Origin of the sequence: Pseudomonas sp. SMN11, from assembly GCF_052041945.1 — a bacterium.
Taxonomy (GTDB): Bacteria; Pseudomonadota; Gammaproteobacteria; order Pseudomonadales; family Pseudomonadaceae; genus Aquipseudomonas.
Genome location: NZ_JBKGGW010000003.1, coordinates 310,075 through 329,666, shown reverse-complemented (window position 1 = coordinate 329,666; position 19,592 = coordinate 310,075). Strand labels below are relative to the sequence as shown.

General features: G+C 63.4%; 21 protein-coding genes. 12 read left to right on the top strand and 9 right to left on the bottom strand.

Annotated features, from left to right (window positions below):
• Positions 1 to 77 precede the first annotated feature (77 nt).
• Positions 78 to 875 carry an acyl-CoA thioesterase gene (locus ACLEJU_RS05625; protein WP_435422498.1) on the top strand — a complete coding sequence of 266 codons (798 nt, stop codon included), beginning with the start codon at positions 78 to 80 and terminating at the stop codon, positions 873 to 875.
• A gap of 3 nt (positions 876 to 878) precedes the next feature.
• Here the strand turns inward: ACLEJU_RS05625 and ACLEJU_RS05620 are convergent, their stop codons facing one another.
• The 3 genes from ACLEJU_RS05620 to ACLEJU_RS05610 form a co-directional block, all read right to left on the bottom strand.
• Positions 879 to 1,247 (bottom strand): Mpo1-like protein, encoded by a 369-nt coding sequence (locus ACLEJU_RS05620; RefSeq protein WP_435422499.1) that lies wholly within the window; start codon positions 1,245 to 1,247, stop codon positions 879 to 881.
• A gap of 99 nt (positions 1,248 to 1,346) precedes the next feature.
• Positions 1,347 to 2,825 carry a methyl-accepting chemotaxis protein gene (locus ACLEJU_RS05615; RefSeq protein ID WP_435422500.1) on the bottom strand — a complete coding sequence of 493 codons (1,479 nt, stop codon included), beginning with the start codon at positions 2,823 to 2,825 and terminating at the stop codon, positions 1,347 to 1,349.
• Positions 2,826 to 2,913: 88 nt separating this feature from the next.
• A complete protein-coding gene (locus ACLEJU_RS05610; protein WP_435422501.1) occupies positions 2,914 to 3,711 on the bottom strand; it encodes a TatD family hydrolase in 798 nt (265 codons plus the stop codon).
• A gap of 158 nt (positions 3,712 to 3,869) precedes the next feature.
• Here ACLEJU_RS05610 and ACLEJU_RS05605 point away from each other — a divergent pair, with 158 nt between their 5' ends.
• The 4 genes from ACLEJU_RS05605 (at position 3,870) to greB (ending at position 6,842) form a co-directional block, all read left to right on the top strand.
• The gene (locus tag ACLEJU_RS05605) at positions 3,870 to 5,276 is read left to right on the top strand and encodes a transglycosylase SLT domain-containing protein (protein WP_435422502.1); all 1,407 of its coding nucleotides are present in this window, start codon (positions 3,870 to 3,872) and stop codon (positions 5,274 to 5,276) included.
• 113 nt (positions 5,277 to 5,389) lie between these two features.
• On the top strand, positions 5,390 to 5,824 hold the full coding sequence (locus ACLEJU_RS05600) for a DoxX family protein (protein ID WP_435422503.1): 435 nt from the start codon (positions 5,390 to 5,392) through the stop codon (positions 5,822 to 5,824).
• A gap of 224 nt (positions 5,825 to 6,048) precedes the next feature.
• Complete coding sequence (locus tag ACLEJU_RS05595; RefSeq protein WP_103448157.1) at positions 6,049 to 6,357, top strand: hypothetical protein; 309 nt, start codon at positions 6,049 to 6,051, stop codon at positions 6,355 to 6,357.
• An 11-nt stretch (positions 6,358 to 6,368) separates the two neighbouring features.
• The gene (greB, locus tag ACLEJU_RS05590; RefSeq protein WP_435422504.1) at positions 6,369 to 6,842 is read left to right on the top strand and encodes a transcription elongation factor GreB; all 474 of its coding nucleotides are present in this window, start codon (positions 6,369 to 6,371) and stop codon (positions 6,840 to 6,842) included.
• A gap of 44 nt (positions 6,843 to 6,886) precedes the next feature.
• Here the strand turns inward: greB and ACLEJU_RS05585 are convergent, their stop codons facing one another.
• A complete protein-coding gene (locus ACLEJU_RS05585) occupies positions 6,887 to 9,394 on the bottom strand; it encodes an ABC transporter permease (protein ID WP_435422505.1) in 2,508 nt (835 codons plus the stop codon).
• Positions 9,394 to 10,077, bottom strand: a complete 684-nt coding sequence (locus tag ACLEJU_RS05580; protein ID WP_435422506.1) for an ABC transporter ATP-binding protein — start codon at positions 10,075 to 10,077, stop codon at positions 9,394 to 9,396. The genes ACLEJU_RS05585 and ACLEJU_RS05580 overlap by 1 nt, the downstream gene beginning before the upstream one ends.
• A 10-nt stretch (positions 10,078 to 10,087) precedes the next feature.
• On the opposite strand from ACLEJU_RS05580, the gene ACLEJU_RS05575 reads away from it, so the two are divergent.
• The 3 genes from ACLEJU_RS05575 to ACLEJU_RS05565 all read left to right on the top strand — a co-directional run bounded on the left by ACLEJU_RS05575 (position 10,088) and on the right by ACLEJU_RS05565 (position 12,142).
• A complete protein-coding gene (locus ACLEJU_RS05575) occupies positions 10,088 to 10,693 on the top strand; it encodes an arylesterase (RefSeq protein WP_294333510.1) in 606 nt (201 codons plus the stop codon).
• Positions 10,694 to 10,751: 58 nt separating this feature from the next.
• Positions 10,752 to 11,033: a hypothetical protein gene (locus ACLEJU_RS05570; RefSeq protein WP_027919636.1), complete on the top strand. Its 282-nt coding sequence runs from the start codon at positions 10,752 to 10,754 to the stop codon at positions 11,031 to 11,033.
• Between the two features lie 131 nt (positions 11,034 to 11,164).
• Positions 11,165 to 12,142: a L,D-transpeptidase family protein gene (locus ACLEJU_RS05565; RefSeq protein WP_110631653.1), complete on the top strand. Its 978-nt coding sequence runs from the start codon at positions 11,165 to 11,167 to the stop codon at positions 12,140 to 12,142.
• Positions 12,143 to 12,281: 139 nt separating this feature from the next.
• On the opposite strand, the gene ACLEJU_RS05560 is transcribed toward ACLEJU_RS05565, so the two are convergent.
• Entirely contained in the window at positions 12,282 to 12,533 is a 252-nt protein-coding gene (locus tag ACLEJU_RS05560) for an Lpp/OprI family alanine-zipper lipoprotein (RefSeq protein ID WP_003250288.1), read from the bottom strand.
• 511 nt (positions 12,534 to 13,044) lie between these two features.
• Here ACLEJU_RS05560 and ACLEJU_RS05555 point away from each other — a divergent pair.
• A complete protein-coding gene (locus tag ACLEJU_RS05555) occupies positions 13,045 to 13,326 on the top strand; it encodes a GNAT family N-acetyltransferase (RefSeq protein WP_008095521.1) in 282 nt (93 codons plus the stop codon).
• A gap of 65 nt (positions 13,327 to 13,391) precedes the next feature.
• Here ACLEJU_RS05555 and ACLEJU_RS05550 read toward each other — a convergent pair whose 3' ends face one another.
• Positions 13,392 to 14,468, bottom strand: a complete 1,077-nt coding sequence (locus tag ACLEJU_RS05550) for a 3-deoxy-7-phosphoheptulonate synthase (protein WP_435422507.1) — start codon at positions 14,466 to 14,468, stop codon at positions 13,392 to 13,394.
• Between the two features lie 234 nt (positions 14,469 to 14,702).
• On the opposite strand from ACLEJU_RS05550, the gene ACLEJU_RS05545 reads away from it, so the two are divergent.
• The 3 genes from ACLEJU_RS05545 to cysB all read left to right on the top strand — a co-directional run bounded on the left by ACLEJU_RS05545 (position 14,703) and on the right by cysB (position 17,356).
• Positions 14,703 to 15,650 (top strand): putative 2-dehydropantoate 2-reductase, encoded by a 948-nt coding sequence (locus tag ACLEJU_RS05545; RefSeq protein ID WP_435422508.1) that lies wholly within the window; start codon positions 14,703 to 14,705, stop codon positions 15,648 to 15,650.
• A gap of 104 nt (positions 15,651 to 15,754) precedes the next feature.
• Positions 15,755 to 16,252, top strand: a complete 498-nt coding sequence (locus ACLEJU_RS05540) for a universal stress protein (RefSeq protein WP_435422509.1) — start codon at positions 15,755 to 15,757, stop codon at positions 16,250 to 16,252.
• Between the two features lie 129 nt (positions 16,253 to 16,381).
• The gene (gene cysB / locus ACLEJU_RS05535; protein WP_027593928.1) at positions 16,382 to 17,356 is read left to right on the top strand and encodes an HTH-type transcriptional regulator CysB; all 975 of its coding nucleotides are present in this window, start codon (positions 16,382 to 16,384) and stop codon (positions 17,354 to 17,356) included.
• 54 nt (positions 17,357 to 17,410) lie between these two features.
• Here the strand turns inward: cysB and ACLEJU_RS05530 are convergent, their stop codons facing one another.
• On the bottom strand, positions 17,411 to 18,145 hold the full coding sequence (locus ACLEJU_RS05530; protein WP_435422510.1) for a phosphoadenylyl-sulfate reductase: 735 nt from the start codon (positions 18,143 to 18,145) through the stop codon (positions 17,411 to 17,413).
• Between the two features lie 90 nt (positions 18,146 to 18,235).
• Entirely contained in the window at positions 18,236 to 19,579 is a 1,344-nt protein-coding gene (gene pabB / locus ACLEJU_RS05525) for an aminodeoxychorismate synthase component I (RefSeq protein WP_435422511.1), read from the bottom strand.
• Between the last annotated feature and the right edge of the window lie 13 nt (positions 19,580 to 19,592).

Below are 19,592 nucleotides of genomic sequence, written 5' to 3'. Positions count from 1 at the left end.
ATGCGGGCTGATCGGCCGGGGTTTGCTGGCTAGTATTGGCGGATCTTTTGGTACAGGTAAGAGCGAGGAGCCGGCCGATGAATTTCAACCAACTGCTCGAAGCCGTTCGGGAAAACCCTGACGCGGTCAGCATTCCGCCAAGCTGGGCCCAGGGGCGCGCCGTATTCGGCGGCCTGATGGCGGCCCTGGTTCATGAGCGCATGCGTCTGAAGCTCGCAGATGATCGCCCAGTGCGCTCGCTGGCCATCAGCTTCGTCAGCCCGGCGGCAGCGGATATGCCCATTCGATTCGAGGTCGAGGTGCTGCGGGAGGGCAAGGCGGTCAGCACGCTGCTAGGTCGTGCCATTCAGAATGGTCAGGTGGTAACGCTGGTCCAGGGTAACTTCGGTGCGGGCCGGCCATCGATGGTCGATGTTGCGGCTGCACCCGCCGTGGAGATGAAACCGCTTGAACAAGCGGCCCCGGAGTTGCCTTACATCAAGGGCGTCACCCCGGAGTTCATGCGTCATGTCGCCTTGCGCTGGGCGGTGGGCGGCCTGCCGTTCAGCGGCAACTCGTCGCGTCACATGGGCGGCTGGGTGCGCTTGCGCGATGTTGCCGAGGAGCAGGTCAACGAGGCGCACCTGCTGGCGTTGGTGGATGCCTGGCCACCGAGCCTGTTGCCGTTCCTCAAGCAGCCAGCAGCGGGCAGTACGCTGACCTGGACCATCGAATTCATCCAGCCGATGGCGAAACTGTCCACGCTGGACTGGTGCCGTTATCGTGTCGAGACCGAGCATGCGCGTGACGGCTACGGCCATGCGGCGGCGGCATTGTGGAGTGCAGAAGGAGAGCTGCTGGCCTTGAGCCGGCAAACGGTCACGGTGTTCGCCTGATCATCAGCGCCGATGCTTGTGCCGTTCGCGCCACGCCTTCCACCAGGCACCGCTGAAGACGAAGCGTGGGAACGTGATGAACTGCTCGGTGAGCAGCCTTTGCACGGCGTCCTTGCGGTTGGCGAACGGTTCCGGCTGTTCGGCTTCCAGGCAATGGCCGTGGCGTTGCAGGCCCAGGCCGGCGATCAGGGCAATGACGCCGACGGCAATCTGGCCCAGGTCCAGGGCGAACAGGCCTGACAGCACCAGCAGGGCACCGAGGATGAACAGCGGTACGGCAATCAGGTGCAACACCAGGTTGGTCGGGTGCCGGTGATTGTGGTGGTAGCCACGCCATTGCCAGGCGTGCAGGTTGGGCAGTCGTTTGCTCATGGGCAGATCCTCGCGATGTTCGTCGCGCTGTACGTTACAGGCATGCCCAAAGCTTAGTGCGGCCCCGGTTACGGGGCCAATCGAGGCTGGCTATGGCGACTATAGCTTGAGCTGGCCAATGGCCCTGCTCAGCTCGCCGGCCAGGGTCGCCAGCTGGTTGCTGGTGTTAGCCGAGCCGACGGTCTGCTGCACGGTCTCTTCGGTGACATCGCGGATGCTTACCACCGCGCGGTTCATTTCTTCGGCCACCTGGCTTTGCTGCTCGGCGGCGACGGCAATCTGCGTGTTGCTCTCACGCATCTGGGCGACCGCGCCGGTAATCTCGGCCAATGCCGCGCCGGCCTCCTGGGCCTGGCGAACGCAGTCGTCAGCCTTGTACGAACTTTCCTGCATGAACTCCACGGCGTCGCGGGTGCCGGCTTGCAGGTCGGCAACCATTCGGGTGATTTCGTCGGTGGAGGTCTGCACGCGCTTGGCCAGGTTGCGTACTTCATCGGCAACCACGGCAAAACCACGGCCCAGGTCGCCAGCGCGGGCGGCTTCGATGGCGGCGTTGAGTGCCAGCAGGTTGGTCTGCTCGGCAATGCTGTGAATGACCCCGACCACGCTGTTGATCTTCTGGCTGTCGTCGGCGAGCTGACGAATCATTTCGGCGGTTTGCTGAACGCCGCTGGAAAGCCCGGCGATCGAATCCTGCACCCGGCTGACCACTGCCTTGCCGCTGCCGGCAAGGGTGTCGGCGGTCTGCGACAAGTCCCGAGTAGCGCCAGCATGTTGGGCAATGTGGTGCACGGTGGCCGACATTTCATTGATCGCCGTGGCCGCCTGGTCGGTCTCGCTCTGTTGGCCGAGCATGCCGTGGCGCACTTCACTCATGCTCGCGGCCAGCTGCGCGGCCCCGGAGTCCAGCTGCGCGGCGGTGTGGGCGACGGTGCTGACCACGCGGTGGTAAGTGGCCTGCATGGCGTTGAAGGCGCCGGCCATCTGGCCGACTTCATCGCCGCAGGCCAGGGGCACGCGGGCCGACAGGTCGCCAGTCTTCTCCACGTGCAGCATCACGTCCTTGAGGGTATTGAGCTGGCTGAGCAGGAAGCGGATCAGCAGCTGAGAGGCACCGAGCATCGCCAGCATCAGGATCAGCACGCAGAAGGCGTAGTTGCTGAAACGTTCGAAGAACACCTGGCGCAGGCTTGGCGCGGCTGCCAGCACGGCCAGTTGCTGGTCTCCATGGCGCAGCACCTGGGCGCCGCGCAACGGGTTGTCGCCGAGGATCCAGGCAGCCGACAGGGCTACCCAGCCTTGTGCATTGGCCAGGGCTTCGAGATCTTCACCCGCGTAAGTCGGGGTCTGGCCGGGTTGCCAGGTGATCAGGTTGGCCTGGCGGGGCAGGGCCTGCCCGGTGGGCCAGGCGGCCAGCAGTTCGGCCTGGGCTTGCGCCTGGGCCTGGGCGGCATCGGCGCGGGCGCGCTGCTCCAGGTGCACTGCATACAGCACCAGCAGCAAGGTCGTGACGAAGGCCACCGCGTTGACGGCCCAGAATTTGTACTTCAGGGAAATATTGCTAAGCCAGGCACCCATGTGTAGGTCTTCTCTGAGTTGAGCGGAAACATTATTGGCAAGGTGCCATCATTGTGCCCGCTCACTCGAGAAACGCTTATGACATGGGTCAAGGAAGTTGGAAGAAGGCCTTGGCCGTGGCACTGGTGTGCTGGGCGCAGTGTTCGATGCTCTCGTTGCGATGCAGCGCCACTTCGCGCAGCACCTCGGTCAGGAATGCCGGCTCGTTGCGGCCGTTTTTCGGCTTCGGCCGCAGGCTGCGTGGCAGCAGGTAGGGCGCGTCGCTCTCCAGCATCAGCCGGCCTTCGGGAATATTGCCCACCAGCGGATGCAGGTGGGTGCCGCGACGCTCGTCACAGATCCAGCCGGTGATGCCGATATGCAGGTCCATGTCCAGATAGGCGAACAAGGCTTCGCGCTCACCGGTAAAGCAATGCACCACGGCGGCTGGCAGGTGGTCGCGGTAGTCCTTGAGGATGGCCAGCAGCCGCTCGCTGGCGTCGCGTTCGTGCAGGAATACCGGCAGGCGCAGTTCGGCGGCCATTGCCAACTGGGCTTCCAGGGCTTTCTCCTGCAATGGGCGAGGGGAGAAATCACGGTTGAAATCCAGCCCGCATTCACCCACGGCACGCACCCGTGCTTCAGCGAGGAGTTGGCGCAGTTGCCGCTCGCTGTTGCCATCCCAGGACTTGGCATCGTGTGGGTGCACGCCCGCTGTGGCGAACAGGTGCTGGCCGTCGCCATCGAGCTGCTGGCACAGCTCCAGCGCCTGTTCGCTGACCTCCAGGCTGGTGCCGGTCAGGACCATCTGGGCTACACCGGCTTCGATGGCGCGCTCGACGATGGCGGCCTGCTGGTCGTGGAAACTGCTGTTGGTCAGGTTGACGCCGATATCGATCAGTTGCATGGTGCTACCTCGTGCCGCGGGGCGGCCAGCATAGCAAAAAGCGTGATATTCGGAAAAAACCAAGAACTTCAGGCGTTTGCCATGGTCTTTTACCGTCATTTCTCACGACCACGCCTACCACCATGGGTGCCTCCCACCGACCACGGACACGAATTCGCATGCTGCGATACCTGCTAACCCTGTTGCTGATGCTTGGGCTGACCACGGTCGGTCCGGCCTATGCACGGCTGCCGGGGCCACAGCAGAACGTGCCGGTGAACACGGTCCGTGACCTGCAGCAGATCCGCAGTACCAAGGTGCTGCGCGTGCTGGTCAACCAGAGCCGTAACAGCTCCGGTGAGATCAAGGGCGAGCCGGTGGGTATCGAGTATTACCGCCTGCGTGGGCTTGAGCATTACCTCAATGCCAGGGCCGGCGATGGCCAGCAGATCCGCCTGAAGATCATTCCACGGGCCAAGGAGCAACTGCTGGGTGCCTTGCAGCGCGGCGAGGGTGACCTGGCCGCACCGGGCGAACTGCTTGACCCGGCCGTGACAGGTGGGGTCAACAGCAGTGCGCCGGTGCTGGACCAGGTGCCGTTGCTGCTGGTCGGGCGCAAGGGAGAGCGCAGCTACACCCGTGCCGAGCAACTGTCCGGGCGTACGGTTGCATTGACCAGCGCCAGCGCCGCAGGGGCGGTGATTCAGCAGCTCAACCAGCAGCTGGCGCTGCGTAAGCGAGCGCCGATCAAGATCGAATGGGTCGATTCGACCCTGGCGGTGGAAGATGTGCTGGAGATGGTCCAGGCCGGTATCTATCCATTGACCATGGTGGAGCGCCCGATCGCCCAGCGCTGGGCCAGGGTCATGCCTAACCTGCGCCTGGACACCCGGGTGCAGCTGGGGCAGGCGCAAGCCATGCGTTGGTATGTGCGGCGTGATGCGACCATGCTGCTGGCCACGGTTGACCGCTTTCTGCAGGGTTATCGCGCACCGGAAAACCAGGATGCGGCCTTCGAGCGCATCTACCGGCGCCAGTACCGTGTGCACAACCCCTTGGCGCGCAAGGACCGCCAGCGCCTGAACGCGCTGCGCCCGGTGTTGCAGAAGCATGGTGACGCGCAGCAGATCGACTGGTTGAACCTGGCGGCCCTGGCCTTCAAGGAATCCACCCTGAACCCTGCGGCACGCGGCAGCGGCGGGGCACATGGCCTGATGCAGATCACCCCATCGGCAGCGCAACGGGTGGGGGTCAGCGACACCGGCTCGGTCGATGGCAATGTCCAGGCCAGTGCGCGCTACCTGGCGCTGATCCGCCGCAAGTTCTTCGCCAGCCCGCAGATCAACGAGCGTGAGCGCATGGCGTTTGTTCTGGCGGCCTACAACCTTGGCCCGGAGCGGGTCCAGGCCATGCGCGCCGAGGCCCGCAAGCGCGGCCTCAACGGCAATCAGTGGTTCTTCCAGACCGAGCGCATCGCCATGGAGCAGGTCGGCATGGGGCCAGTCAATTTCGTCAACAGCGTCAACAAATATTTTCTGGCGTTCAATCGCGAACGCCCGTCACTGGAGCGTGTGGTCAGTCGCTGACAAATCTATTTTATCGATTGTTATGTTGGGTTTTTTGCGATTTTCATATCAGATGAATTGATTATGATGGCGCCCATCCCAACACAACATCCCAGTTTCAAGGACGCTTCGAAATGAACAACGCAATCAGCAAACTGCTCTCCACCCGGGCTGGCCTGGGCCTGAGCGTGATCCGCATCTTGGTCGGTGTGATCTTCATGGCGCACGGTGCGCAAAAACTGTTCGGCCTGTTCGGCGGCTACGGCCTGGAAGGCACCGGCCAATGGATGAAAAGCATCGGCCTGGCGCCGGGCTACCTGATGGCCCTGTTGTCCGGTAGCGCCGAGTTCTTCGGCGGCCTTGCCCTGGTGATCGGCCTGCTGGCCCGCCCTGCAGCACTGGCACTGACGGTGACCCTGGTGGTGGCGATCTTCTCGGTGCACATCAACAATGGCCTGTTCATGTCCAACAACGGCTATGAGTTCGCCCTGGCGCTGCTGGCCGGCACCGTGGCGGTACTGATCGAAGGCGCTGGCCGCTTGTCCCTCGACCGCCTGATCGCCCGCTGACAGACCACGAACTGCAAGCTGCAAGCCCCAAGCCGAACACTTTTCAGCTTGGGGCTTGCAGCTTGTGGCGTGTCGCTCTAGCATACCGCCTGCGCCGATTTAAACAGCTACTTGCGGGGCGCAGGACTGGCCCCTCTCCGGGTCATCCGAAATACCGCTAAAGCGCTGGTTCGGTGACGCCTCCCACCGCTGCCCAGCGGGATTCGCGAGGCGGAGAAAACTCCATGAGTTGCCCACGTACCAGTGTCTGTTTGAGCCCATTGCCTGCCAGCCAGGCGTCCCGCACACCGCGCATCCTGCTCGGTGGTCAGCACCAGCCCACGCTCTTGCGTCACCTTGAAGGCTTGTCGCGCCGCAAGGGCCAGGCCCGCGCCTTTCTCATCCAGTTCGCCGAAGACGCCTGCCGCCTGGAACAGTTCGGCAACGACCGCTTTGACCTGGCGGTGATCCAGGCACCCGCCCGGGAAGACGCGGCCGAAGTCATTGGCCAGCTTACCCGCATCGCGCGTCAGGGCCTAATTACCCGACGCTGAGGAGCGCGCCGTTGAGCACCAACATCATCACCACGGAAGGTCACGAGGCCCTGAAGAAGGAGCTGGATCACCTGTGGCGGGTGTATCGCCCGGAGATCACCCAGAAAGTGGCCTGGGCCGCTTCGCTGGGTGACCGCAGCGAGAACGCCGACTACCAGTACAACAAGAAGCTGCTGCGCGAGATCGACCGCCGGGTCCGCTATCTGCGCAAGCGCCTCGAGGACGTGAAGGTGGTCGCCTACTCGCCGCAGCAGGAAGGCAAGGTGTTCTTCGGCGCCTGGGTCGAAATCGAGAACGATGACGGCGAGACCATGAAGTTTCGCATTGTCGGGTACGACGAGATCTATGGCCGTAACGACTATATCTCGATCGATTCGCCGATGGCCCGCGCCCTGCTCAAGAAGGAGGAGGGCGATGAAGTGCTGGTGAATACGCCGACCGGTCAGGCTACCTGGTATGTGAACAGCATCCATTACGGGCAATGAGTTGATATCGCCTGTACCGACGGCAAGGCCGGTACAGGCAAGCATCAGGTCTCCCTGAGTACTGCCAACGGGCTGGCGTTCAAGGCTCGCTGAGTCCCCAGTACCCCGGCCCCCCCCACCAGTAGCGCCCCGACCAGCGGCAGCACCAGCAGCCATGGATGTGGGCTCCACTGCAGGTCGAATGCATAGCGATACAGCACCAGGGTGATCAACTCGCACCCCAGCGCCGCCAAGGCACCACTGGCCGCCCCCAGCAAACCGAACTCGATGCGCCGCGCCTTGACCAACAAGGGGCGAGCGGCGCCCAGTGCGCGCAGCAGGGCGCCTTGGCGAATCCGTTCGTCGAGCGTCGCCTGCAGTCCGGCGAACAACACGGCAAGCCCCGCCGCCAGCACGAACAGCAACACATATTCGACCGCCAGGGTGACCTGGGCGAGGATGCTGCGTAGCTGCTCGAGCAAGGCATCGACCTGCAGGATGGTCACCGCCGGAAACGCCCGCGACAACGCCACTACATCCAGGTCATGGCCTGGGCCCAGGTAGAAGCTTGTCAGGTAGGTGGTTGGCAGCCCTTGCAGGGTGCCCGGCTGGAAGATCATGTAGAAGTTTGGCTGAAAGCTGTCCCAATGCACGCTGCGCAGGCTGCTGACTCGCGCCTGGCGTTGCTCGCCGCCGATGTCGAAGGTCAGCAGGTCGCCCAGTTGCAACTTGAGGCTGGCCGCCAGCTCGGCCTCGACCGAAACGCCGGGGATCTCATCGCTGCCAGGCAACGCTTGCCACCAACTGCCTGCGCTCAGCGCATTGCCCTGAGGCAGGTCGGCCGCCCAGGTCAGGCTGAGGTCGCGTTGCACGGCTCGCTCGCCGGCGGAATCCTTGCTGACGATCTGCTGCACCGGTTGGTCGTTGATCTGAATCAGGCGGCCGGGGGTCACTGGATACAGCGGTGCCGAGTGGGCATTCACCTCGTGCAGGCGCTGGGCGAACGGTTTGCGGTCAGCGGGCAGGATGTTCAGGGCAAAATGGTTGGGGGCGTCCTTGGGTAGTTGGGCCTGCCAGTTGTCGAGCAACTCTGCCCGCAACAGCGCAACCAGGGCCATGGCCAGCAGGATCAGGCCAAAGGCCAGGGCTTGGCCGGCAGCGGCCATCGGGTGACGCAGCAACTGGCCGAGGCCCAGGCGCCAGGCCAGCGGCGCGCCGGCGAGCGCCTTGCGCAGGCTCTGCAAGCCGAGCAGAAGCAGCCCGCCCAGCAGCAGCGCGGCGATCAGGCCGCCGCCCAGCAGAGCGAAGGTCAATAGCAGGTCAAGGCTCAGGCGCCACATGATCAGGCCAAGGGCGAGCAGGGCGGCGCCATACACCAGCCAGCTGCTCGGTGGTACGGGCAGCAGATCGCGGCGCAGTACGCGCAGCGGTGGCACCTGGCCCAATGCGGCGAGCGGTGGCAAGGCAAAGCCGGCCAGGGCCACCAGGCCGGTGGCGATGCCGGCCATTGCCGGAACCGTGCCCCCGGCCGGCACCTCGTTGGGCAGCAGGCCATGCAGCAGGCGGAACAGGCCCAGTTGCGCCAGCCAGCCGAGCAGGGCACCGACCAGGGCGGCGACAAGGCCAAGCATCGCCAGCTGCAGGCAATACAAACCCAGCGCCTGGTGCCGCGATAGGCCCAGGCAGCGTAGCAAGGCGCTGGCATCCAGGCGGCGCGCAGCGTAGCGGCTCGCCGACAGTGCCACGGCGACGCCCGCCAGCAGCACGGCGACCAGGCTGGCCATGTTCAGGTAGCGTTCGGCTTTGCCCAAGGCCCCGCCGATCTGCCGGTTACCATCACGGGTATCGAGCAGGCGCTGGTTGGCGGCAAGGTGTTTGTCCACGCCCTTGTGGTACTGCGCGAGGGCTTCGGCATCGCCGCGCCAGAGGTCGCGGTAGGTGACTCGGCTGCCTGGCTGGATGACCCCGGTAGCCTGCAGGTCGGCCAGGTTCATCATCACGCGGGGTGTCAGGCTGTAGAAGTTGTTGGCACGGTCTGGCTCGTAGGTCAGCACGCGGCTCATGCGCAAGGTCTTCATGCCGACGTCGATGCTGTCGCCAACCTTCAGCCCCAGGGCCGCGAGCAGGCGGGGTTCGACCCAGGCTTCTCCGGGAGCCGGGCCGCCGCCAGGGGTTTCCTCGGCATAGGGGGCGGCGGCACTGCGCACCTGGCCGCGCAATGGATAGGCACCGTCGACCGCCTTGATGCTGGAAAGCTGGATGCCGGCATCGCCGCCCACCACGCTGGTGAACTCCACGACCTGGGCATGCCGCAGCCCCAGTGCCTGGCCCTCGCTGAGCTGTTCTTCACGGGCCGGTGCGCTGCCTTGCAATACCAGGTCGGCGCCGAGGAACTCGCTGGCGCGCAGTTGCATCGCGCCATTCAGGCGGGCGCCGAAATAGCCGATGGCGGTACTGGCGGCGACCGCCACCAGCAAGGCAAAGAACAGTACGCGCACTTCGCTGGCGCGGATGTCGCGCAGCAGCTGGCGCAAGGCCAGGCCGCAAAGGCGGGAAAGCGGCATATGCTTCATCAGGCCTCCACCGGCGCCACCAGGCGACCTGCGTCCAGGCGGATCTGGCGCCGGCAGCGCCGGGCCAGGCGCTCGTCATGGGTGACCAGCACCAGAGTGGTGCCGCGCTCCTTGTTCAGATCGAACAGCAGGTCGCTGATGCGCTCGCCGGTATGGCTGTCGAGGTTGCCGGTGGGTTCGTCGGCAAACAGCACTGCCGGTTGTGCGGCGAAGGCGCGGGCGATGGCGACCCGCTGTTGCTCGCCACCGGAAAGCTGGCGCGGGGTGTGGGTCAGGCGCTTGCCAAGGCCGACCCGCTCCAGCAGGGTGCGGGCGTGCTCGCGAGCATCGCGCCGACCGTCCAGCTCCAGCGGTAGCATCACGTTTTCCAGGGCGTTGAGGCTGTCGAGCAGCTGGAACGACTGAAAGACGAAACCGACATGCTCGGCACGGACCCTGGCGCGCTGGTCCTCGTCCAGCGGGCCGAGGTCGTGACCGGCGAGGGTGACCTGGCCGGCGCTGGGGCGGTCGAGGCCGGCGAGCAGCCCGAGCAGGGTCGACTTGCCCGAGCCGGAGGCGCCGACGATGGCCAGGCTGTCGCCCTGGGCGAGGTCGAGGGAGAGGGCGTGGAGGATGGTCAGGTCACCTTCCGCGCTGGGGACCACTTTGCTAAGGTTCTGCGCAACGAGAATGCTGGGGCCCATGGAGAATCCGATGCGAGTGTGGTGGTTGAGTGCCGGTCTGGCCCTGTATTGCCTGGCCCAGAGCGCGGCGGCGGGAACATTGCTGGTTGTCGGCGATAGTATCAGCGCGGGTTTTGGCCTGGATACCCGCCAGGGATGGGTCTCTTTGTTGCAGACCCGGCTCAAGGACGAAGGTTTCGACGATCAGGTGGTCAACGCGTCGATCAGTGGCGACACCAGTGCAGGTGGCCAGGCGCGGCTGCCGGCGCTGCTTGCAGCGCACAAGCCGAGCCTGGTGGTGCTGGAGCTGGGGGGCAACGATGGCCTGCGCGGGCAGCCTCCGCAGCAATTGCAACAAAATCTTGCCTCGATGATCGAGAGTGCCCGCAAGGCGGGGGCCAAGGTGCTGCTGCTGGGCATGCGCCTGCCACCGAACTATGGCGTGCGTTACACGACGGCCTTCGCCAATGTCTATGAACAGCTGGCAACGGAAAAACAGGTGGCGCTGGTGCCGTTCTTCCTCGAAGGGGTGGGGGGGGTGCCGGGGATGATGCAGGCCGATGGCATCCATCCGGCACAGGGTGCCCAGCAACGTTTGCTGGAAAATGCCTGGCCGGCGATAAAACCCTTGTTATGACGCTTTAAACGGGGCCGGCTTTCGGCTAATGTTGCGCCCCCCGTTTCGAGAGCCCCCGATGCCGCGCCCTGCCTGGTCCTTGTTTGCCTACCAACTGATCGAGCCCGATGAACAGCTCGACCTGTTCGCTTGCCAGGAAATCCGCGTCCACCTCGTGGCCCGTCAACTCGAACTCGGCGTGCCGGTCGATCGTACCTTGTGCGGCGGCCTGCTGCCTGCGCAGCCACGCTGGTCCGGTGTGCCCCGCAGCATCTACCGTGACGGGCGCCTGTGCGACCTGTGCCGGGCGATTCTCGATGCCCAGCGTCGCGGCATGCGGCCGGTCTGGCCCGAGCTCTGAGGTGAATTGCAGGTGCGCGACTGTGTGCACCTTTCATCATCTGAAACGCTTGTAAGGTGCCAATGCCTCCCGCTTGCAGCGAGGCGGGTGTACAATCGTGCTTCTTGACTACCTTTCGAAGGATTTACCGGATGTTGCCGCGCTTTCCCGCCGTCACCCGTTGCCTGTCCCTGGCCGCCCTGCTGGTAGCGGGCCCTGCTGCTGCGCTGGAACTGCCACTGCCACCACCCGGTGAAGACGTCGTTGGCCAGGTCCAGACGATCAAGGCCAAGTACGAAGACACCTTTGCCGACATCGGCACTGCCAACGACCTCGGCTACCTGGAAATGATCGCCGCCAACCCGGGTGTCGACCCGTGGCTGCCGGGTGCCGGCACCGAGATCGTCCTGCCGACCCGCTACATCCTGCCGCCGGGGCCGCGTGAAGGCATCGTCATTAACCTGGCCGAGTATCGCATGTACTACTATCCGAAAGGGCAGAACGTGGTGCATACCTTCCCGTTGGGTATCGGTCGTGAGGGCTGGGGGTCGCCTGTAGCGATGACCAAGATCACCGCGAAGACGCCGAACCCGACCTGGACCCCGCCCGCGTCGATCCGTGCCGAGCACGCTGCGGACGGTGACATCCTGCCGACCGTCGTGCCTGCCGGCCCGGACAACCCGCTCGGGCCGTTCAAGTTTACCCTGGGTGTACCGGGCTACCTGATCCACGGTTCGAACAAGAAGTTCGGTATCGGTATGCGCACCAGCCATGGCTGCTTCCGCATGCTCAATAACAACGTGCTTGAACTGTCGAAGATGGTGCCGGTGGGGACGCCGGTGCGCATCATCAACGAGCCTTACAAGTTTGGCATCAGTGGCGGCAAGGTGTACCTCGAGGCGCATACGCCGCTGGACGATCATGGCAACCCGTCCGTGGTCGACAAGCACACGGCCGTCATCAATGCCTTGCTCAAGCGTGAAGACCTGGCCAACAACCTGCGCATGAACTGGGACATGGTGCGTGACGTGGTTGCGGCGGAAGACGGTATGCCGGTGGAGATTGCCGTGCCCGTCAATAACCAGGGTGCCGCACCCATGGTGTCGAGCATTCCGCCCGAACTGCAGTAACGCTTTTGCAACACCTCCGAGGCCCGCTCAGGTTAACAATCTGATGCGGGCCTCTTCGTTTCCGGAGGAGGGCTTTCGTCCAGGCAATAAAAAAGCCGACCCACAAGTGGGTCGGCTCCATAACAATCCGTGAGGATTATTACTTGCGGCTGGCTTTGTCCAGCATACGCAGAGCGCGCTCGTTGGCTTCGTCAGCAGTCTGCTGAGCCTTCTGAGCGGCTGCCATTGCGTCGTCAGCCTTACGGTAGGCTTCGTCAGCACGGGCTTGAGCGCGAGCTGCTGCGTCTTCAGTCGCAGTCAGACGAGCTTCGGTTTCTTTGGATACGCTGCTGCAACCGGTAGCCAGAACTGCGGCCAGAGCCAGAGCAGAGAATTTCAGAACGTTGTTCATCGTGTTCCCCTTCAAGGACTTTCTATTAAATAGCCATCTCTCGGAAAAGAGAAACTGGCCGGCGTACATAGTACCCATTACTTGTAGTAAGTAAACTGACAGAGCGCAAGAACTGCAAAAAAAATGTTGCACGGGGTCAGGCCGACAAGATTTGCGGGGGGTTTGTGAAAAAACCGTGTAGCGGGCGCAAGCGATTGTAGAACAGGAACTTTTTTGTTGAACTAAGGGTGACTTTAACTGTCCCTTTGCGTCTTAAGCATAACAACATCCGGTTGCTGTTGCAGCGTGCGCCAGGGCAAGGACACTGGCGTGGGCTCCTGCTACTTTTTAACGCTGGCCACCTTGAGAAATCCCGCTTGCGGCGCCTACTATTTGGAGGTGCCCCGACCGGGTCGAACGATTGCTGTCGGCTTATGGTCCAAGGGGCAAGAGGTGGCGTTGAGGTTCCTCCGCCGGATAAACCACATCGGTTAAGGTAAGGGTCTGCCAGAAAGACCAGCGAGGAGTAGTGATGAGTGAAGCGCTGACCATCCACCATGACCAGGCCGGTCATCAGTTCGAAACCAACGTGGACGGTCATCGTGCCTACCTGACGTACATGGACCTGGGCAAGCAGACGCTGGACATCTATCGCACTTTCGTCCCCAACGCTCTGAGAGGCCGCGGAATCGCAGCAGCGTTGACCGAGAAGGCCCTCGAGTACGCCGACCAGATGGGTTACACGGTGATCCCTTCCTGCTCGTATGTGGAGCGCTACATGGAGCGTCAACAGCGCCATTCGAGCAAGGCCTGAACGGGCGACAAACGCCAGATAAAAGAACGCCGGGCAATGCCCGGCGTTTTTCATTGTGCTGAAACTCAGCCGCGCTTGCGCTGTGGCAGCACATCCTTGAGTTTGGCGTGCATGCTGCGCAGGGTTTTCTCGGTGGCCGACCAGTCGATGCAGGCATCGGTGACCGACACGCCATACTGCAGTTCGTCGAGGTTTTTCGGGATCGACTGGCAGCCCCAGTTCAGGTGGCTTTCGACCATCAGGCCGATGATCGACTGGTTGCCTTCGAGGATCTGGTTGGCGACGTTCTCCATGACCAGTGGCTGCAGGGCCGGGTCCTTGTTGGAGTTGGCGTGGCTGCAGTCGACCATGATGTTGGCCTTGATCTTGGCCTTGGCCAGGTCTTGTTCGCACAGGGCGACACTGACCGAATCGTAGTTCGGCTTGCCGTTGCCGCCACGCAGTACCACGTGGCCATACGGGTTGCCCTTGGTGGTGACGATCGACACGCCGCCTTCCTGGTTGATACCGAGGAAGCGGTGCGGCTTGGACACCGACTGCAGGGCATTGATGGCCACGGTCAGGCCGCCATCGGTGCCGTTCTTGAAGCCGACTGCCGAGGACAGGCCCGAGGCCATCTCGCGGTGGGTTTGCGATTCGGTGGTGCGCGCACCGATGGCCGACCAACTGATCAGGTCCTGCAGGTACTGCGGGGAGATCGGGTCGAGTGCTTCGGTAGCGGTCGGCAGGCCCATTTCGGCCAGGTCCAGCAGCAGCTTGCGGCCAATGTGCAGGCCGTCCTGAATTTTGAACGAGTCATCCAGGTACGGGTCGTTGATCAGGCCTTTCCAGCCGACAGTGGTACGTGGCTTTTCAAAGTACACACGCATGACCAGGTACAGCGTATCGGAGACTTCTTCGGCCAGCACCTTGAGGCGCTCGGCGTATTCGTGGGCAGCCTTGATGTCATGGATGGAGCAGGGGCCGACCACCACGAACAGGCGATGGTCCTTGCCGTCGAGGATATTGCGCACCACTTCGCGGCCGGCAGTCACGGTCTGCAGGGCCTTGGTGCTGAGGGGGATTTCCTTCTTGAGCTGATCGGGGGTGATCAAGGTCTCGTTGGAAGCAACGTTAAGGTCGTCGATCGGTAAATCAGCCATCGTGTTACTCGTCAGGTCACGGGTGCCGGCCGCCAGCAATCCCCGTGCGGCCCAGCAGCAATAATGTTCGCAGCGGGGAGCAGAACCTTAGCGCGTTACTGGGGGCGCGACAATGGCCTGAGCCACGCAGTGCAGGGTTTTTCCCTGGCGCAAGGGGCTTGAGCTGCATTCAGGGTGCGCAGAAAGCCGCGAACGGTGTAAAAAAGCGCACCAGAATCAGAGATGGAGAGCAGCATGAACCCTCGCAAACTGCGTATCGGCATCATCGGCAGCGGTGCTATCGGTGGCTTTTATGGGCTGATGCTGGCACGCGCCGGTTTCGATGTGCATTTTCTGCTGCGTAGCGAATATGACGTGGTGCGCGAACAGGGCCTGAAACTCGAGCATGCGCTGCATGGCGCGCTGCAGATGCCGGTCAATGCCTATGCCAGCGCTGCCGACATGCCGCCCTGCGACTGGCTGCTGGTGGGCGCCAAGGCGACCAGCAATGCCGAGATAGCAGCGCTGATCGTCCAGGCCGCCGCTGCCGATGCCAAGGTGGTGCTGTTGCAGAATGGCCTCGGTGTGGAGGAGCAGATGAGGGCGGCTTTGCCGGGTAACCTGCATTTACTGGGAGGCCTGTGTTTCATCTGCGTCAATCGCCAGGCCCCCGGAGTGATTCGGCACCAGGCGCTGGGTGCGGTCAATCTCGGCTATCACAGTGGGCCAGCCGAAGATGGCGGTGCGGCGATCGTCGAAGCGGGCGCCGGGTTGTTCCGTGCGGCGGGCATCGACTCCCAGGCCATGGCCAATCTCGGCCAGGCGCGCTGGCAGAAGCTGGTGTGGAACGTGCCGTACAACGGCCTTTCGGTGTTGCTGGGGGCCAGTACCGCGCCGCTGATGGCCGATGCCGACAGCCGCGAGCTGATCCAGACGCTGATGGCTGAAGTGGTGCAGGGAGCCGCCGCGTGCGGGCATGAGTTGCCAGCGGGCTACGCCGAGCAGCTGCTGCGCATGACCGAACAGATGCCCGATTACTGGCCGAGCATGTACCACGACCATGTCCAGCATCGCCCACTGGAGCTGCAGGCGATCTATGCCGAGCCGATTGCTCGCGCTCAGGCGGCCGGCTGCAGCCTGCCCCGAATGCACATGCTGCATCAGGCCCTGGCCTTCATCGACCGCACCAACCGGGCTGGCTGAATCCTCTGCAGGCCGCATCAGCAGTGCGCCGGACGGCAAAGCGCGGGTGCGGTGCGCTGCTAAGCTGAAGCTTGCTCTGCCGCAACGGCAGTCGAGGAGGTCGAATGATCCGCTCCATGCTGTACGCCACCGACCTCGGTGTCTACGCACCTTTTGTCATGCAGCACGCCCTGACCCTGGCTCGCGCCTTCAGCGCGGAGCTCTACGTGATTCATGCGGTGGAGCCCATGGGGCAGTTCGCCGAGTCCCTGCTGCAGAGTTACCTCGATGAGCAGACGCTGGATGAATTGCACAGCGAAGGCGTGAATACGGTGATGGCCAATATAGAACAGCGGGTGTTGGAAAACTTTCGTGACGAATTGGGCGAGGACGCAGACCTGGCACTGATCAAGGCAGTACGGGTGCGCCAGGGTGACCCGGCGCAGGTCATCCTTGAGCAGGCGCAGAGGCTGAGTGTCGACCTGTTGGTCTTCGGCAGCCACACGGCCGGTGCTGGGGTGGATGTGCCGATTGGCCGAACGGCGGTGCGCTTGCTGCAACTGTCGCCGGTGCCGGTGTACATGGTGCCGCTATCGCAGCACCTTGGGCGTAGGAAATCGTGAAGCTGACGGTAGGTTAGTTCGGAGATGCGTGTAACAAAATAGTTCTAGTTTTATTTCGAGAACCACTAATATAGTTATATCTCGTCGCTGCCTGCTGCCGCTGACTTATCGCCGATTCGAGGGAAACCTATGAAGCTTCAACAACTGCGCTACATCTGGGAAGTGGCGCACCATGACCTCAACGTCTCCGCGACGGCGCAGAGCCTGTACACCTCGCAGCCGGGGATCAGCAAGCAGATCCGTCTGCTCGAGGATGAACTGGGTGTTGAAGTCTTTGCCCGCAGCGGTAAGCACCTGACCCGCGTAACCCCGGCCGGTGAGCGCATCATCAACACCGCTGGCGAGATCCTGCGCAAGGTCGAGAGCATCAAGCAGATCGCCCAGGAGTTCTCCAACGAGAAGAAGGGCACGCTGTCCATCGCCACAACTCACACTCAGGCACGCTATGCGCTGCCACCGGTGATCAGCAGCTTCATCAAGCAGTACCCGGAAGTGGCCTTGCACATGCATCAGGGCTCGCCCATGCAGATCGCGGAAATGGCGGCAGACGGCACCGTCGATTTCGCCATCGCCACCGAGGCGCTGGAGCTGTTCGGCGACCTGATCATGATGCCGTGCTATAAGTGGAACCGTTGCGTGGTGGTGCCGCAAGGTCACCCGCTGACCAAGTTGCCGAAGCTGACTCTGGAAGCCGTTGCGGAATACCCGATCGTTACCTACGTGTTCGGTTTCACCGGTCGCTCGAAACTGGACGAAGCCTTCAACCACCGTGGCCTGACGCCGAAAGTGGTGTTCACCGCCGCTGACGCCGACGTGATCAAGACGTATGTGCGCCTGGGGCTGGGCGTGGGCATCGTGGCCAAGATGGCGGTCGACACCAAGCTCGACAGCGACCTGGTGGCATTGGATGCCAGCGAGCTGTTCGAAGCCAGCATCACCAAGATCGGCTTCCGCCGTGGCACCTTCCTGCGTGGGTTCATGTGCGACTTCATCGAGAAGTTCGCACCGCACCTGACCCGTGAAGTGATGGCCAAGGCGATTCAGTGCCACAACAAGCAGGAGCTTGAAGAGCTGTTCGAAGGCGTCGAGCTGCCGGTGCACTGAGTACGGCAGAAATGAAAAAACCGGCCCTCGGGCCGGTTTTTGTTTGCCTGCGAATCAGGCCTTGCTGATCAGGTTGCCAGCGTGCAGCCCGCATTCCTTCTGGGTCGACTCTTCCCACCACCAGCGGCCTTCGCGCTCATGTTGGTTCGGCAGCACCGGGCGCGTGCAAGGCTCGCAACCGATGCTGATGAAGCCGCGTTCGTGCAGGCTGTTGTACGGCAGTTCGAGCATGCGGATGTAGCCCCACACTTCCTCGCTGGTCATCTGCGCCAGCGGGTTGAACTTGTACAGGGTGCGCTCGGGCGTGGAGAACGCGCCATCGACTTCCAGTGCTGCCACCTGGCTGCGGGTGCCTGGGCTCTGGTCGCGACGCTGGCCGGTGGCCCAGGCGCTGACGGTGGCGAGCTTGCGCCGCAGCGGTTCGATCTTGCGGATGCCGCAGCACTCACCGTGGCCGTCCTTGTAGAAGCTGAACAGGCCTTTCTCCTTGACGAACGGGTCGAGCTTGGCGCGATCCGGGCTGAGGATTTCGATCGGCAGGTTGTACTGCTCGCGCACCTGATCGATGAAACGGTAGGTCTCCGGGTGCAGGCGGCCGGTGTCGAGGCTGAACACCTTGACCTGCTTGTTCAGCTTCCAGGCCATATCGACCAGCACCACGTCTTCGGCGCCGCTGAAGGAGATCCACAGGTCATCGCCAAAGTGCTCGAAGGCGAGCTTGAGGATGTCCTGCGGGGACTTGTTGGCATACGTCGCGGCCAGGGCGGCGACGTCGAAGGGTTGGCTCATCAGGCGGTTTCCATCTTGGCTGTGGCGCTGTGCGCTCGTAATGGGGTGATGGTAACAAAAAATGGCGGGGTAGACGCCTGGCGATGAGCCTCAAAGGCTCTGCAGCGTTTCCATCAGCACCCGCACCTTGGCAATCGATTCCTCGTATTCGGCCTGCCAGTTCGAGTCGGCCACCACTGCGCCGCCGCCCCAGCAACTGACCTGGCCATCCTTGACCAGCAAGCTGCGGATGGCGATGGAGCTGTCCATCTCGCCGCGCACGTCCACGTACAACAGCGAGCCGCAGTACAGCGCGCGGCGGGTGGGTTCCAGTTCGTCGATGATCTGCATGGCGCGGATCTTCGGCGCGCCGGTGATCGAGCCACCCGGGAAGCTGTCGCCGATCAGGTCCAGGGCGTCCTTGTCGCGGGCCAGCTGGCCGGTGACGCTGCTGACCAGATGGTGGACGTTGGGGTAACTTTCCAGGCTGAACAGCTCCGGCACCTTCACCGAGCCGATTTCGCAGGTGCGCCCCAGGTCGTTGCGCAGCAGGTCGACGATCATCAGGTTTTCCGAGCGGTCCTTGGCGCTGTGGCGCAGCTCTTCGGCATTGCGCGCGTCTTCGGCCGGGTCGGCCGAGCGCGGGCGGGTGCCCTTGATCGGGCGGGTTTCCACCTGGCCCTGGCTGACACGGATGAAGCGCTCCGGGGAGAAGCTCAGCAGCGCGCTGCCATCCTCCAGCTGCTGGTAGCCGGAGAATGGGGTCGGGCAGGCTTGGCGCAGGGCCTGGTAGGCGTGCCACGGGTCGCCCTGGCAGGGGGCGCGGAAGCGCTGGGTGAGGTTGATCTGGTAGCAGTCGCCGGCCTGGATGTAGCGCTGCACCTGGTCGAAGCCGGCCTGGTATTGTTCGGGCTGCAAGTCGCCCCGCATCGGGGCAAGCAGTTGGAAATCGCCGAACGTCGAAGTGTCGACAGTCTCGAACAATGCCGTAAGGCGAAGCCGCTCTTCAGGCGCCAGGCTCGGGTGGAACACCAGTTGGCTGGTGCCAAGCTGGTGGTCGGTCACTAATGCCCAGGCGTACAGGCCCAGCTGCGCATCGGGCAAGGCCAGGTCGTCGCTCGCAAGGCTGGGTAGCTGTTCCAGGCGGCGGCCGAAGTCGTAGCTCAGGTAGCCGATCAGGCCGCCGGCGAAGGGCAGCTCGATGCCCGCGGGCAGTTGTGCCTCACCCAGTTGCGCCAGGCTGGCGCGCAGGCGTTCGAGGAAGGCGCGGCCATCCTCGTCGGGCTGGGCCCGCAGGTGTTGCACGGGCCAGGCGCTGAACAGGTCGAAGCGGCCGCGCTCGGCGCCGGGGCGGGCGCTGTCGAGCAGGATCGCGCCGGGGGCCTGGCGCAGGCGGGCGAAGTAGGCAGCGGGGTCGGGCTGGTAGGGCAGGGGGTGGAGCGTACAGGTCGGCATCAGTGTGGACGGC